Origin of the sequence: Streptomyces sp. NPDC059718 (assembly GCF_042733315.1) — a bacterium.
In the GTDB taxonomy this organism is placed as follows: Bacteria; Actinomycetota; Actinomycetes; order Streptomycetales; family Streptomycetaceae; genus Actinacidiphila.
Genome location: NZ_JBHWGA010000012.1, coordinates 65875 through 81116, shown reverse-complemented (window position 1 = coordinate 81116; position 15242 = coordinate 65875). Strand labels below are relative to the sequence as shown.

Annotated in this window: 11 protein-coding genes; 4 read left to right on the top strand and 7 right to left on the bottom strand. The window is 73.8% G+C overall.

The features are described 5' to 3' along the window. The first annotated feature begins 147 nt into the window (after window positions 1–147). Together ACFV3E_RS16045 and ACFV3E_RS16040 are read left to right on the top strand one after the other, a co-directional pair. A complete protein-coding gene (locus ACFV3E_RS16045) occupies window positions 148–936 on the top strand; it encodes an HAD-IIA family hydrolase (RefSeq protein ID WP_500535228.1) in 789 nt (262 codons plus the stop codon). Between the two features lie 196 nt (window positions 937–1132). Beyond that, a complete protein-coding gene (locus tag ACFV3E_RS16040; protein WP_500535227.1) occupies window positions 1133–2539 on the top strand; it encodes a hypothetical protein in 1407 nt (468 codons plus the stop codon). Here the strand turns inward: ACFV3E_RS16040 and ACFV3E_RS16035 are convergent. Then, the gene (locus ACFV3E_RS16035) at window positions 2523–3464 is read right to left on the bottom strand and encodes a hypothetical protein (RefSeq protein ID WP_500535226.1); all 942 of its coding nucleotides are present in this window, start codon (window positions 3462–3464) and stop codon (window positions 2523–2525) included. The two genes, ACFV3E_RS16040 and ACFV3E_RS16035, sit on opposite strands and share 17 nt — an antisense overlap. Window positions 3465–3544: 80 nt before the next feature. Next, complete coding sequence (locus tag ACFV3E_RS16030) at window positions 3545–4708, bottom strand: ROK family transcriptional regulator (RefSeq protein WP_500535225.1); 1164 nt, start codon at window positions 4706–4708, stop codon at window positions 3545–3547. A gap of 55 nt (window positions 4709–4763) precedes the next feature. On the opposite strand from ACFV3E_RS16030, the gene ACFV3E_RS16025 reads away from it, so the two are divergent. Then, window positions 4764–5834 carry a Gfo/Idh/MocA family oxidoreductase gene (locus ACFV3E_RS16025; RefSeq protein WP_500535224.1) on the top strand — a complete coding sequence of 357 codons (1071 nt, stop codon included), beginning with the start codon at window positions 4764–4766 and terminating at the stop codon, window positions 5832–5834. Window positions 5835–6451: 617 nt separating this feature from the next. On the opposite strand, the gene ACFV3E_RS16020 is transcribed toward ACFV3E_RS16025, so the two are convergent. Both ACFV3E_RS16020 and ACFV3E_RS16015 read right to left on the bottom strand, forming a co-directional pair. Next, window positions 6452–6841 (bottom strand): STAS domain-containing protein, encoded by a 390-nt coding sequence (locus ACFV3E_RS16020; protein ID WP_500535223.1) that lies wholly within the window; start codon window positions 6839–6841, stop codon window positions 6452–6454. Window positions 6842–6996: 155 nt separating this feature from the next. After that, window positions 6997–7737, bottom strand: coding sequence for a GAF and ANTAR domain-containing protein (locus ACFV3E_RS16015; protein ID WP_500535222.1), 741 nt, complete (start codon window positions 7735–7737; stop codon window positions 6997–6999). 172 nt (window positions 7738–7909) lie between these two features. Here ACFV3E_RS16015 and ACFV3E_RS16010 point away from each other — a divergent pair, with 172 nt between their 5' ends. Then, the gene (locus ACFV3E_RS16010; RefSeq protein WP_500535221.1) at window positions 7910–8941 is read left to right on the top strand and encodes a glycoside hydrolase family 6 protein; all 1032 of its coding nucleotides are present in this window, start codon (window positions 7910–7912) and stop codon (window positions 8939–8941) included. Between the two features lie 21 nt (window positions 8942–8962). Here the strand turns inward: ACFV3E_RS16010 and glxA are convergent, their stop codons facing one another. The 3 genes from glxA to ACFV3E_RS15995 all read right to left on the bottom strand — a co-directional run bounded on the left by glxA (window position 8963) and on the right by ACFV3E_RS15995 (window position 15181). Then, entirely contained in the window at window positions 8963–10891 is a 1929-nt protein-coding gene (gene glxA, locus ACFV3E_RS16005; protein WP_500535220.1) for a radical copper oxidase GlxA, read from the bottom strand. Further along, on the bottom strand, window positions 10888–12690 hold the full coding sequence (locus tag ACFV3E_RS16000; protein ID WP_500535219.1) for a glycosyltransferase family 2 protein: 1803 nt from the start codon (window positions 12688–12690) through the stop codon (window positions 10888–10890). Before ACFV3E_RS16000 ends, glxA begins: the two co-directional genes overlap by 4 nt. A gap of 376 nt (window positions 12691–13066) precedes the next feature. Beyond that, window positions 13067–15181, bottom strand: a complete 2115-nt coding sequence (locus ACFV3E_RS15995) for a SpoIIE family protein phosphatase (RefSeq protein ID WP_500369270.1) — start codon at window positions 15179–15181, stop codon at window positions 13067–13069. Window positions 15182–15242 lie beyond the last annotated feature (61 nt).

Sequence of the window (15242 nt, the reverse complement as noted above, 5' to 3'; positions counted from 1 at the left end):
GCCCCGGTGTTTCGAAGGTCCCTTCCCGCGCGGGCCCTCGCATGCGGTGGTGGTCCGGACGGGTCGAAGGGTCGGCCGGACCGGGGACAAGGGGCGGACGCCGCGCGCATGTGCACAGGTCACCCGGCCGGACTAGAGTCCGCAGCCATGACAGCGCGCAAGCCCATCGAATCCTGGCTCACCGACATGGACGGCGTCCTGATGCACGAGGGCATCCCGGTGCCCGGCGCGGACGCCTTTATCAAGCGGCTGCGGGACTCGGGCCGCCCGTTCCTCGTCCTGACCAACAACTCGATCTACACGCCCCGCGACCTGGCGGCGCGGCTCAGCCGCATCGGCCTGGACGTGCCGGCCGAGAACATCTGGACCTCCGCGCTGGCCACGGCCCGCTTCCTGGACGCCCAGCACCCCGGCGGGACGGCGTACGTCATCGGGGAGGCCGGCCTCACCACGGCCCTGCACGACGCGGGCTACGTGCTGACCGACCACGAGCCCGACTTCGTGATCCTGGGCGAGACGCGGACCTACTCCTTCGAGGCCCTCACCAAGGCCATCCGCCTGATCAACGCGGGGTCCCGGTTCATCGCGACCAACCCCGACAACACCGGGCCCTCGCCCGAGGGGGCGCTGCCCGCCACCGGCTCGGTCGCCGCCCTGATCACCAAGGCGACGGGGAAGGACCCGTACTTCGTCGGCAAGCCGAACCCGCTGATGATGCGGACCGGCCTCAACACCATCGGCGCGCACTCGGAGACCTCCGCCATGATCGGCGACCGCATGGACACCGACGTGCTGGCGGGCCTGGAGGCCGGGATGCAGACCTTCCTGGTGCTGACCGGCCTGACCAAGGCGGGCGACATCGACCGCTTCCCCTACCGGCCGACCACCGTCGTGGACTCCATCGCGGACCTCGTCGACCTCGTCGACCTCATCTGACCTCGGCTGACGACGGCACCGCCCCCGGCCGCGACCGGCCGGGGGCGGTGGCACCCTCCACGATCCGGGGCGGCCGCACGGTGACGCCGCGCCGCGGGACGTTCACCGGATGATCATCCGCCGGGCGGCGGGAGTTGGGGGCGGCGGAGCAGGCTCTCCCCGCATTTCCTCAGCGATCTTGGAAGGGCGTCCACCGATGCTGTCCCGCACCCGCACGGCCACCCTCGTCCCCGGCGCGGTCGCCACCGTGCTCGCCGCCACGATGGTGCCGCTCCTCGGCACCCCGGCGGGCGCCGCCTCGTACGGCACCCCGACGATCTCCCTGTCCGCCTCCTACCTCTCCGGCGCGGTCGGTGCCACCGCCGACCCGACCGTCACGGTCACCGTCGCGCAGAGCGGCGCGGACGCCTCGGCGCTCACCGTCGCCGCCTCCGCCAGCACCAAGACCTCGGTCGCCGGCACCGGCGACGTGACCGTCACCGGCACGGGCGGCAGCCGCACCCTGGCGGTCGCCCCCCGTGCCCGCGGCTACGCCGACCTGACGGTCAAGGTGACCGGCCTCGGCGGCAAGACCGCCACCAAGACGCTGCACTTCGCCGCCTCAGCCGCCGTCACCCACGCTGCCGACACCCGGTACACCACCGGCTCCAGCGACGCCTCCGCCGCCGTGGACGTCGGCGGCGGCTACATGGTCGTCGCCGACGACGAGAGCAACGTGCTGCGGCTGTACCGGCGCGACGGCTCCGGCGCCCCCGTGCGCACCTGGGACATCGGCTCCAAGGCCGGCGCCTCCTCCGAGATCGACATCGAGGCCGGCACCCGGGCGGGCGACACCATCTACTGGACCGGATCCATGGGCAACAACAAGGACGGCGAGGTGAAGGCCGACCGCTCCACGCTCTTCGCCACCACCGTCACCGGCAGCGGCGCCGACACCCAGCTGACCGTCTCCGGCTACTACGAGGGCCTGCGCGCCGACCTGATCGCCTGGGACAAGGCGGGCGGCAACCGCTACGGCTTCGCCGCGGGCGCCGCCTCCGGTGAGATACCCAAGGCCATCGACGGCTTCAACGCCGAGGGCATGGAGTTCGCCCCCGGCTCGACCAGCACCGCGTACATCGGCTTCCGGGCCCCGCTGGTGCCCCCGGCCTCCGGCGGGAAGGCGCTGCTGGTGCCGGTCACCAACCTCGACAAGCTGGTCGGCGGCAAGCCCAACACCTCCGTCCACGCCACCTTCGGCACCCCGGTCACCCTCGACCTCGGCGGCCTCAGCGTCCGTGACATCCGCCGCAACGCCGCGGGGCAGTACCTGATCCTGGCCGGTTCCTGGGCCGCCGACGACAACAGCGACCCGTACGCCCTCTACTCCTGGGACGGCAACGCCGGCAGCGCGCCCGTCAAGCTGCTCGACCTGCCCACCTCCGACCCGGGCGCCTGGGAGGCCGTCGTGGACGTCCCGGACCTGACCGCGGCCGGTGCCCGGGCGCAGCTGATGACCGACAACGGCGCCGCCGACCTCTACGGGGACGGCAAGGAGGCCAAGGACCTCAGCCACCCCGAGTGGCAGAAGTCCCGCAGCACCTGGTTCACCCTCGGCGGCTGAACCGCAGGGCCGCACCGCCCATGACCATCAGCACCCCGGCGCCTGTGAGCATCAGCGCGGGCGCCCGGTGCTGTTCGCCCGTGGCGGCGAGACCCGGTGGGGTGCCCGGTGTGCTGCCCGGGGCGGTCTCGTCGCCCTTGCCCGGTACGGGTGCCGGCCCGGATCCCGTACCGGGACCCGTACCCGGTCCGGTGCCGGGACCGGGGCCCGGCCCGGCGCCCACGGAGGGATCCGGTGCCGCGGACCCGCCCGGGCGCGTGCCCGGCCCGTCACCCGGTCCGGTGCCTTCGCCGCCGTCCCCGCCTCCGCCGCCGTCCGGTTGCCCCTCCTCACCGGGCCGGCCGGGGCGCGGGGACTGCGGCCCGGCCGTGGCGGCCCGGTGGGGGACGACGTCGAAGTCGTAGCCGGCGGACTCCCCGACCCAGTCGCCGTCCGTGCCGCGGCGCTCCATGATCGTGGCCGACGCCGTGACCGGTCCGGCGGGCGTGGGCGCGGTGAAGCGCAGCCGCAGTGCGATCACCACCTTGCGGCGCGACGGCAGCGTGGTGCCCGGCCCGTCCTTGCCGCCCACCACGGCGATGTTCTCGTCGTTGTCCGTGCGCTCGACGGCCACCGGCCGCCACGAGCGGTCCCGTGCGCTCCCGGCTCCCGCGACGGGGGCCGGCACCCGGTACTCCAGGCGGACCTGATCGGGCGTCAGCTTCCGTCCGCGGTCGACGAAGACGAGGACCGGGTGCACGTCGCGCAGCGGCCCGCTCGACGTGTTCTCCAGTTCCACCCGGAACTCCTCGGGCCCGGCCCCCGCCGTGTAGGTGTGGGGGCCGCCCAGCAGCCGGGCGGTGACCGGGAAGGGCTCCGCGGCCGACTGGGGGGCCGCCGCCACGACCGTGGCCGCCGCGACGGCCAGAGCGCTGCACCACCTCATGGGCAGCGAAGCTCTCACGGTCATCCGCTGATATCACCGCGCGACGCGGTGACGGCCCGCCCCCGCACCCGTACGGACGGCTAGCCGACCGCCGTCTGGCCGAAGAGCGGCGCCAGCGCCAGCAGCGCGGCCCCCTCGGCGACCACGCGCCGCCCGGCCGCGGCGACGGTGACGGGCACCGTACGGCCGGCCGCGCGCAGGGTGCGCGGATCCATGGCGGCCGCCACCTCGCGCGCGAAGAGCCCGGGGTCCGCCAGCACGGTGCGGCCGCCGAGCACGACCCGGTCGATGTCCAGCAGGGAGACCAGGTTGGCGGCGCCGACGCCGAGCAGTCGCGCGGCCTGCGCCGAGTCCCCGCGGCTGACGGCGGCCAGGCACAGCGCCTCCAGGCAGCCACGGTTGCCGCAGGCGCACACCGGGCCGTCCAGGGCGACCGCCTGGTGGCCGAACTCGCCCGCGCCGGTGCGGGCGCCGCGGTGCAGGGTGCCGTCGAGCACGATGCCCGCGCCGAGGCCGGTCCCCAGGTGCAGATAGCCGAACGAGTCCCCGGCGCCGGGGCCCGCCCCCGCGCCGTATGCACCGTCCGTGCCGTCCCGGTCCCCCTCCCCGCCAGGCGGGAGCACGGCGAGGGCCGCCGCGTTGGTGTCCTTGTCCAGCACGACGGGCAGCCCGAGGCGTTCGGCCAGCGCGTCGCGCAGCGGGTAGCCGTCCCATCCCGGCAGGCCCGTGACGCGGTGCAGCATCCCCGCGGTGTGGTCGAGCGGGCCCGGGCAGGCGAGCCCGGCGCCGAGCACCGCCCCGTCCGCGCCGGGCGTGGCGCCGACGGTCTCCCGGACCAGTCCCGCCACCGCCTCCAGCACCTCCCCGGCCGGGCGGCGCAGGTCCAGGGGGACGGTCCGGGCGTCCACCACGCCGCCCGCCAGGTCGGCGAGCACCACCGTCAACTCGTCTCGGTCCAGGTGCACCCCCACGGCGTACCGGGCGCGGCGCGCCAGCCGCAGCAGGGTGCGCGGCTTGCCGCCGGTGGGGGCGCCGCGCCCCGCCTCGTCGACCAGCCCGTCGGCCCGCAGCCGTGCGGTGATCTTGCTGACGGCCTGGGGGGTGAGCCCGGTGCGCTCGGCCAGTTCCAGGCGGCTGATGCCGGCGCCCTCGCCTACGGTCGCCGTTCGCAGCAGGCCCAGGACGAGGGCGGCGTTGTGGCTGCGCAGCGCGGGCAGGTTGGCCCCGGAGATTCCCCTGTTCACATCTCCATTGTCAGGTTCGCTTGCACTTTGGCAACAGCGTTGCTTAAGTGGTGCCATGGCTCCCGCACCTCTTCGCGTCGGGCTGGTCGGCTACGGTCTGGCCGGCTCGGTCTTCCACGCCCCGCTGATCTCCACCACCGACGGCCTCGTCCTGGACACCGTCGTCACCGGCAACCCGGAGCGCCAGGCGCAGGCACGCGCCGAGCATTCGGACGTCCGCATCGCCGGCCACCCGGACGAGCTGTGGAAGCGCGCCGGCGAGCTCGACCTGATCGTCCTGGCCTCGCCGAACAAGACCCACGTCCCGTTCGCGACCGCCGCGCTGGAGGCCGGACTCGCAGTCGTCGTCGACAAGCCGGTCGCCGGCACCGCGGCCGAGGCGCACGCCCTCGCGGACCTCGCCGACGAGCGCGGCCTGCTGCTCTCGGTCTTCCAGAACCGCCGCTGGGACAACGACTTCCTCACCCTGCGCGGGCTGCTGGAGCGCGGCGAACTGGGCGAGGTGCGGCGCTTCGAGTCCCGCTTCGAGCGGTGGCGGCCGAGCCTGAAGGGCGGCTGGCGCGAGTCCGGCGACCCCGCCGAGATCGGCGGCCTGCTCTACGACCTCGGCAGCCACCTCGTCGACCAGGCGCTGACCCTCTTCGGGCCCGCCGTCTGCGTGTACGGCGAGCTGGACGTGCGCCGGCCCGGCGCCCAGGTGGACGACGACGCCTTCGTGGCCGTCACCCACGCCGGGGGCGTCCGCTCCCACCTGTGGATGAGCGCCACCACCGCCCAGCTCGGCCCCCGCTTCCGGGTGCTCGGCAGCGCCGCCGGATACGTCAAGCACGGCCTGGACCCGCAGGAGGCCGCGCTGCGCGACGGCGCCCGCCCCGCCCCCGGCGCCGTGTGGGGCACCGAACCGGAGGCCGAGTGGGGCGTGCTGGGCGCCGGCGACGAGGTGCGCCCCGTGCCGACCGTGCCGGGCGACTACCCCGCGTACTACGCCGCCGTCGCCGCCGCCCTGCGGGACGGCACCGCGCCGCCGGTCACCGCCCGCGAGGCCGCCGACGCGCTCACGGTCATCGAGGCGGCCGCCGTCTCGGCCCGCGAGGGACGGACCGTGCGGCTCACGCCGAAGGCCTGACCCCGGGCTCTTCCCCGGGGCGTACAGCGCCCGGCCCGCGGTCCGCTCCTCCCGGAGCCGCCGGCCGGGCGCTCCTCACCCTCGGGCGCCGGGACCGCGGGAGTGGTCCGGTGCGTCAGGGGAGAGACGGGGGACCCGCCCCGGGCCGGCCGGCGCCCTGCGCAGCCGGGTGGCCGCGTCTCGGGACGGCGGCTCCGGAGGCACGCCGACGGGCACGGTGGGCAGGTGGCCGTAGCCGGCGTCCGTGACGCACACCGAACGACGGGCACCGTCCACACCGAGGGGCACGCGGACCCGGCGCGCCCGCCCGTGCGCGAGGACGTACCCGCGGGCGACCCTGACCGCCTCGGCCACCCGCGTTACCGCCGTGCCGTACGCCAGGGCTCGCAGCGCCGCCCCGCTCATCCGGGCGGCCGGGGCGTCGCTGCCCGGGGCGCGCCGCAGGGAGAAGCTCCAGGGGACGTCGGTTGCGGATCTTTGCGGATCGGACAGGGACAGTCGTGAGGAGGCCGCGAGCTTGGCCATGGCCGGACCACGTCCTGAAGGCGTAGGAAGCACTTCCGGCGACCGGGGTCCTGGGCCGCCCTGTCAGGCTAGAACACCCGAACGCGGCCGGGCTAGGGCGTGTGGGGGGCGCGCGTGCGGGGCGCGTGTTCGCTCGTGGGCTCCGGCCAGTCCGGCAGGATCGTGAAGCACCGGGTCAGCCGGGTCGCCCGCAGCGTGCGCAGCGTGAACTCGTCCCGGCACACCAGCCGTACCCGCCCGGAGTGCTCCTCGGCGCGGCGCCGGGCGCGCACCAGCGCCGACAGGCCGCTGCAGTCGATGAACTCCACCGGCCGCAGGTCCACCACGATGTCCGGGCGGTCGGCCCCGGTCAGCGCGTCGAGGGCGGCGGACACCCCGGGCGCGGTGAGCGCGTCCACCTCGCCGCCGAGCGTCACCAGGGTGCTGGACCCGTCGGTGCGCCGGTCGATCCGGGGCATGGTGTCTGTGGCGTCGTCGGACATGGGACGTCTCCGGGGACGGGAGCCTGGCGCATGCGGCACGGGGACGGGAACAAGACGGGACGCCACCGGGGTCCGGGGTGGTGGGCCCAGCCTATGCCCGACGCGCCGTCACCGGCCCGGCCGAGGACGAACCCGTGACGTCCCCCGCCGGCGAGTCAGTCGCCGGCCCTCCGCAGCGCGTCGGAGTCCACCGTGCCCGCCACGACACCCCGGGCCAGTTCCGCGAGCCGCACCCGGTGGGTGCGCGCGTACCGCCGCATCGCCGTGAACGCCTCGTCGACGCCGACGCCCCAGCGCTCCGCCAGCACGCCCTTGGCCTGCTCCAGGACGACCCGGCTGTCCAGCGCGGCCTGCAACTGGGCGGCCAGCGCCTCCTGCCGCTGCCGGGCCCGTTCCTGGAGTATCCCGATGGCGGCGGCGTCCGCGAAGGCCCGGGCCAGCGCCACGTCACCGCCCGGGGGATCGCCGGGCACCCCGCGGAACAGGTTCAGCGCGCCGATCACCTCGGCCCGGCGCCGCAGCGGCACGGCGTACGTCGCGTGGAAGCCCCGGTCGCGGGCGAGCGGGGCGAAGCGCGGCCAGCGGTCGTCGCAGCGCGCGAGGTCCGGGGCGGTGACCACGTCCGAACCCCGGTAGCAGTCCAGGCAGGGCCCCTCCTCCCGCTGCCGGCGCAGGAGTTCGCCCGCGCCGCCGCAGCCGGCCGCGGTCTGCAGCTCGCCGCGCCCGTCGTCCAGCAGCAGTCCGGCCGCCGTGACGTCCAGCAGCTCCACGCAGCGGCCGGCCACCCGCTCCAGGAAGACGCCCACGTCGAAGTCGCCGTCCAGGGTGTCGGCGAGGTCCACGAAGACCTCGGCGAGCCGCAGCTCGCGCGCACGGTGCGTCGGGTGCTCTGTCACGTCCGGCTCCAGCCCTTGGCGGACACGGCTTCGCCGGGGGATTCTGCCATGGGGAGCAGGCGCGGCATTCGACGGGAAAGATACCGACTGCCCTGATCTGAGGGCCCTTTGACCGTTCGGTATGTCAGGATTGGCGGCGACCGGTCTCGTCCCGCCATCCAAGGGGGAGTGGATGTTCGGCACCAACACCGGCCCGCTGCGCAGGGCGGCCTGCGCCGTGTCCGCCGCCGGACTGCTCTCCGTGGCGCTGGGCGGCTGCTTCGGCACCGGCAAGCCCGGGGGGAGCCAGGACAAGGGCGGCGGAAGCGGCCCCGGGAGCACCGCCGGGGCGCCGTTCTGGGTCAACCCGGACACGGCCGCGGCCCGTCAGGCGGCGCAGTGGCGCCAGGAAGGCCGGGAGGCCGACGCCGCACTGCTGGAACGGATCGCGGGCCGTCCCGTCGCCGAGTGGATCGGCCAGGACGACGCAGAGGACCGGGCCAGGGGCTACACCGAGGCCGCCGCCCGCGACGGCCGGACGCCCGTGCTCGTGCTCTACAACATCCCGCACCGCGACTGCGGTCAGTACTCCCAGGGCGGAGCCGCCGACGGCGCCGCCTACCGCGCCTGGGTCGACGCGGTCGCCGCCGGCATCGGCGAGCGCGAGGCGCTGGTGGTGCTCGAACCGGACGCCCTCACCCACATCGTCGACGGCTGCACGCCCCGCGGGTTCCGGAAGGAGCGCTACGCCCTGCTGACCCACGCCGTGGACACCCTGGGCGCGCTGCCCCGCGTGCGGGTCTACCTCGACGCCGGCAACGCCGGCTGGGTCAGCGACCCCGCCCGCCTGGCCGGCCCGCTGCGCGCGGCCGGCGTCGCCGCGGCGGACGGCTTCGCCCTCAACACCTCGAACTTCTACAGCACCGCCGCGAACACCGCGTACGGCAGGAAGCTGTCCGCGCGGCTCGGCGGCAAGCACTTCGTCATCGACACCAGCCGCAACGGCCGCGGCCCCCTCGAAGGCGCCCACGACGAGGCCTGGTGCAACCCGCCCGGCCGCGGCCTGGGCACCCCGCCCACCACCGACACCGGTGACGAACTCGTCGACGCCTACCTGTGGATCAAGCGGCCCGGCGACTCCGACGGCACCTGCAAGGGCGGCCCGCGGGCGGGTGACTGGTGGCCGGAGTACGCCCTGGGACTGGCCCGGCGCGCGGCCTCCTGACCGCCCGCCGGGCCCCTTCCGTCAGGTCACCCGCACCCAGCGCGCCTGCGACGGCGTGCCCTCGTCGTCGGTGACGACCAGCATGTACCAGCCCGGCGGCACGATCGACGGGTCCTCGGGGACGGTCACGCTCACCGACCCCTCGCCGCGCTCCACGTCCAGCGCGATCGACCGCTGCTCCACGTCGGTGGCGTGGGTGACCGCGCTCGGCCGCATCAGCCGTGCCGCCTTGACGCGCTCCGCGTGTGCGGCCCGGAAGGTGGCCGTGCCGCCGCGCCGGAGGGCTTGCGGGCCCGCGCCGAGCGAGGGCCGGGAGCCCCGGTAGCGGTACGCCGGGGTGTAGACCTCGATCCGCTGCTCGAAGAAACCCGGCTTGGTGTCGGCCGGGTCCCCGAAGAGCGGATTGGACCCGAAGACCGCCACCCGGCCGTCGGGCAGCAGCAGCGCCTCGGAGTGGTAGTTGCGGCCCACCGACGGGTCGGCGGCCTCCCGGAAGGTGCCGTCCGCCGGGTCGTAGATCTGCGCCCGCAGGACGTCGCTGCCGCCGCGGCCCCGGTAGTCACGGGAGCCGCCGGTGGTGAACACGGTGTCGTCCGGCAGGATCACCGTGTTCAGGTAGCGGGTGGGCTCGGGCAGATCGGGGCCCGTCGTGTACCGCGGGTCCGCGGCGTCCAGGTCCACCACGGCGGTGCGGGTGGTCGAGGAGTGCGACTCGCCGACCCCGCCGCCGCCCAGCACCATCACCTTCTGGTCCTGCGCGGGCGGCAGCAGCACCGAGCCGGCCGTCTCCAGGTCCTCGGCGTCCTCCAGCCCGGGGACCGCGGTGAAGCGGTTGGTGCGCAGGTCCCACACGCCCGGGACACGGCCCTCGTCGGCCGGCCCGTACCCCGCGTTGGCGCCCGAGTAGAAGATCCTCCCGCCCTTCATCAGGAAGAGCGCGGGGTAGGTGGGGAAGTAGCGCTCGCCGGTGTACGTCCACGTCCGGGTCTTCGGGTCGTAGACCTCGTTCTTGCCCGGGACGACCTGGCCGATGTCGTCCAGCCCCGAGACGGAGAGCACCCGGCCGTCCGCGAGGGTGACCAGCGTCGGGTACCAGCGGGCCTCGTTCATCGGGTCGACCGGGACGTAGGCCTCGGCCACCGGGTCGAACTCGTAGGTGTTCTTGATCCCCTGGAAGTCCTTCTTGTCCAGGCCGAGCTTGGTGGCCAGCCCGTAGAAGTTCTCCCCGTCCTCGCCGGCAAGGCCCCGGATCCCGTACTGCGCCGCGGTGTTGACGATGCCCTTCTCGCCCTTGACCAGCGACTGCACGAACACCCGCGCCTCGCTCGCGGTCACGGTGACCTTGCCGGTCCGGGCGTCGACGGTCTTCTTGGCACGGGGCACGTTGACGGGGAACTCCGACCGGAAGGCGCGGCCGTTCTCGTCGTTGACGAAGACCGTGCCCTTGGGGAAGGTCCGCGGCTTGTCCGGGTCCTCGTTCTTGATGAGCATCGCGCCGCCCGCCCGGTCCACGGCCTCCTTGAGCTTCTCGTAGCGGGCGGTGCCGCCGGCCACCAGCAGCGTGCCGTCGGCCAGCTGCGTGTGCCCGGCGCAGAACATGTCCTTGGGGGTGTCGATCTCCTTGAAGGTGTTCTCCACCGGGTCCCAGAGCACGCTCTTGAAGGACTTGGCCTTGAAGTTCCGCTCGTCGTTGCCGGAACCGGCGATCAGCAGCACCTTCCCGGTGCGCAGCAGCGCCGCGTGGATGGCGTTGACACGGAACTCCTCGGGCACCTCGACCAGGTCCCAGTGGCCGTACGCGGCCTTGTACCCGGGCCGGTTGATCTTGTAGTCGTGGTACTTCTCCGCCGAGTAGCCGTAGATCGCGGGCGCGTTCATCCCGGCGAGCACCCCCACGGCCGTGCTCCCGACGGCGATCTTCCGCAGTCTGCGGCTGGGTCGGTAGCTCATCGGGTGGCGCTCCTGGAACGGACGAGGGACAGGGACCAGACGGCGATCGGTGCCAGGGCCAGGACGAGGGCCAGCGTCGCCCACGTGCGCATCGCCACATGGGTGTGCCCGTTGAAGAAGCTGGCGGCGAGCGAGCCGCCGAAGACGAGCAGCCAGAACAGGTGGACGCGGAAGGTGGACAGCAGCCGGTCCGGGCTCGCGGAGTCCCCCTTGGGGGTGACCACGAACCTGCTCTTGCGCCGCAGCACCGCGTCCATCAGCGAGCGGGCGTAGATCGGCGCGGACAGCGCCGACATCACCATGCCCGCCGCGCCCGAGGACCCCTCCGGCTCGTGGGGGCTGACGTTGTGCCGCCGGTTCCACACGTACAGGCCGATCTGCAGCGCGGCGGCGTCGCTGTAGAGCATCATCCAGACCTCGGAGTCGATCTGGATGCCCGAGGCGCCGAGCCCGAGGAACAGCGCGCAGCTCAGGCCGCCCAGGATCCAGTTGACCGCCGTCATCGGGTAGTAGACGACCATCAGCGTGTAGTTGAGCAGGCGGCCGGGGGAGAGGGTGAACGGCACCTTCCAGAACTGCTTGATGAGCGTCTCGTAGGTGCCGCGGCTCCAGCGCAGCTGCTGGGTGAAGAAGTCGGTCCAGGAGGACGGCCCCTCGCCGACGGCGAGGACGTCCGGGGTGTAGACCGAGCGCCACTTGCGGCCGGTGGCGGGGTTGCGGTGCCGGTGCAGTTCCAGGCCGGTGGCCATGTCCTCGGTGATGGAGTCGTACAGCCCGCCGACGCTTCTGATGGCGCTGATGCGCACCGCGTTGTTGGTCCCGACGAACATGGGGGAGCCGTAAGCGTTGCCGGCCCGCTGGATGAGCGCGTGGAAGAGGAACTGCTGGCTCTCGGCGGCCTTGGTCACCGCGCTGTCGTAGTTGCCGTAGACCTGCGGGCCGACGACGAAGGCGACGTCGGGGTCCCGGAAGTAACCGAGCATCCGCTCGAGGAAGTTGGGGAGCGGGACGTGGTCGGTGTCGACGGAGGCGAAGACCTCGTAGTCGTCGCCGTGGGCGTCGAGCCAGGCGTTGTAGTTGCCGTGCTTGGTGCGGGCGCGGAAGGCGCCGCTGGGCCGGTTCCACCGCTCCACGCCCTTGCGGGTGAAGTGGCGTACGTTCAGGCGCTCGCACAGGCTCTTGACCTCGGGGTCGTCGCCCTCGTCCAGGAGCCAGATGTGCAACGTGCCGCGGTGGCGCAGGCGGACCGCGGCCTCCAGGGTCGCGCGCACCATCGCCAGGGGCTCCTTGCCCGGGACGAAGGTGGTCACGAAGGCGACCTTGCTGCCCTTCTCGGGTACGACGGGTACCGGATCGCGCGCGACGAGCGTCGCATGGGCGTTGGACGTCACGTTGATCAGCCGGAACAGCTCGATCAGGCCGATGGATATGAGCATCACGGCGTCGGCGGCGACCAGCCAGCCCGGCGCGTGTTCCCGGCGGGTCCAGTGGGCCGGCTGCATCAGCCAGGCGAGCAGCACCGCCGAGAGCACCGGGGCCGCGCCGAGCAGCAGCGCCGCGCGGATCCGGTGGGGTTCCTCCGCGAGCAGGCTGCGGTACTTCACCCGGTACGGGACGCCGGGTTCCGGCTCGGTGAGCGGGCCGGCGAGTCTGCTGTAGTGCTCGTAGTCGTACCGGGGCGCCACCGCGCCGGGTTCCGGCCGGGACGGGCCGGGGCGGGAACGCCGGGGTATGACGGGCACGGGCGTGCCGGCCCGAGGGTCGGTCGTGTACTGCTGGGCGCCGGGTGTCGGCGGCATGTGGATGCTCCCCCCGAAGCATGTCGCGCCGCTGTCGCGGCGGTGTTGGTGCCCCGGGCGCTGCGGCCCCCCGCCCCCGGGGCGTGCGTGGGCGTTCTGTGGCCTCCGGGTCGCGTGAGGCTGGCTATGACTCGTCAACGACCGGACCACCGTGAGGTAACGCCTGAATCCACCCCTCTCGCCCCGGGGCCCTCCCCTGGGCCCGCACACGGAAAAGCCGCCGGAATCCGACCCGTTGGCTCACCGGTGAGGGCGCATGGGTCCGGTTGGCGCATGGATGTCCCGCGGACCCAGCGTCCCGGAATGCCCGTCTTGATGGCAAGGCGCGAAACGAGTTGTTAACCGGTCGTATGAGCGATTTGGTCCGGTTGTCGGCTCACAGCACGACGGAGGCCTCGTCCTCGGCCGCGGGCGTCCCCATCCGGGCCAGCAGCAGGGCGACGTCGTCGTCGGGGGACTGCAGCTGCGCGCCCAGCACGACGTCGCAGGTGTCCTCCAGCGAGCGGCGGCGGCTCTTGAGCTTGAGGACGCGCATCAGCGTGCGCAGCCCCACGTCGATCGACTGCCGCCGGTCCTCGACCAGCCCGTCGGTGAACAGCGCCAGCAAGGTGCCCTCGGCGAGCTTCCGCTCCACCGTGTGGAAGCGGATCCCGCCGACGCCCAGCGGTACCGCGTTGGGCAGGTCGATCAGCTCGGCGCGGCCGCCGGGCGGCACCAGCACCGGCGGCAGGTGCCCGGCGGTGGAGAACTGGCAGCGGCCCGTCGCGGGGTCGCAGACGGCGTAGACGCAGGTGGCGATGAAGTCGCCCTCGGCGCTGCCGGTGATGTTGTCGAGGTGCGCCAGCACCTCGTCCGGCGGCAGGTCGAGCCGGGCGAAGGCCCGGGTCGCCGTGCGCAGCTGGCCCATGATCGCGGCCGCGTGCAGGCCCTTGCCCATCACGTCCCCGACGATCAGCCCGACCTTGCCGTCCCGCAGCTGCAGGACGTCGTACCAGTCCCCGCCGACCTCCCGGACGGCGGGGATGTAGCGGGCGGAGATCTCCATCCCGTCCACGCGTGGCGGCTCGTGCGGCAGCAGGCTGCGCTGGAGGGTGAGCGCGGCGTTGCGCTCACCCGCGTAGAGCCGCGCGTTGTCGATCGATATCGCGGCCCGGGCGGCGAGCTCCACCGCCAGCGTGCGGTCCTCGTCGTCGAAGGGCTTCTGGTTGCGGGTGCGGAACATCCCGACCGCTCCCAGCACCTCGCCGCGGGCGATGAGCGGCGCGGCGAGGTACGAGTGCGCCCCCGCCCGTTTCAGCTGGGCGGCGGCCCGGTCGTCGCGGGCTATGCGGCGCAGCATGCGGCTGCTCACCCGGTGCACGACCACCGGCTGGCCCTCCCGCACGGTCTTGGTGATCAGCCGGTCGTCGGCGTACCGGGCCAGCTCCCCGACCGGGTCGACGGCGCCGATCGCCTCGCTGGACTCGGCGGCCGCGACCGCCAGCGCCCGGAACTCGGCCGACTGCTGGGCGCGCACCTTGGGTACCGGGCCGCCGCGCAGCACCTCGTCCAGGACGTCGACGGTGGCGATGTCGGCGAGCGTGGGCACCACCACCGAGGCCAGTTCCCGCGCGGTCTGCTGGAGGTCCAGCGTGGTGCCGATCCGGGTCCCTGCCTCGGCGATCACCGCGAGCCGGCCCCGGGCCTCGGCGATCTCCTCGGCCGCCTGGTGGCGCTCGGTGAAGTCCGCGATCGACGCGGCCAGGCCCAGCACCCGCCCGGTGGGGTCCTGGATCCGGTAGTACGAGATCGACCAGGCGTGGTCGTGCTCCTGGTCGGCGTACGTCCTGACCACGGTGTCCAGGTCCAGCAGCGGCTCCCCGGTCTCCAGCACCTGCCGCATCCGGGCCTCGATCGCCCGGAACTCCGCCCCCGGCGAGATCTCGCGCACCCGGCGCCCGAGCATGGCCGCCGCGGGCAGGCCGTGCAGCTCCTCCATGGCCCGGTTGACGCGCACGATCCGCAGGTCAGTGTCGAAGACGGCCAGTCCGATCGGGGACTGGTCGACGAGGCTGCTGGACAGCGCCATGTCCGTCTCCACGCGCCGCACGGTGGAGAGGTCGGCGCCCAGGCCCAGCGCGTAGACGCCGCCGTCCACGTCGTGCATCCGCATGTTGCGGAACTCGACGTCACGGGTCGTGCCGTCGGCGTGCACGATCGGGAACACGCCTTGCCAGATGGCACCCGCCCTGACCTGCTTGAACAGCTCGGTGACCAGCTCCAGCTTGTCGGGCGCCACCAGCAGCAGGCCGGCGTTCTGGCCCAGGGCCTCCTCCGCCGAGTAGCCGAACAGATGTTCGGCCTCCGGGCTCCACAGCACGATGTGGCCGGTGCGGTCCAGCACCATCGCCGCCACCTGCAGCAGGTCGAGCAGGCCCCCGGGCGAGGCGGCCCCTGGACTCGGCCGGGCCTCCCTGCCCGTGCCGGGCGGCGGCGGATCGTGCTCGCGCATGGCCTCCTCGTGAGCCCCCGTAGAGCTCTCACATCATCGTTAGGGGATATTTTCGCACTGA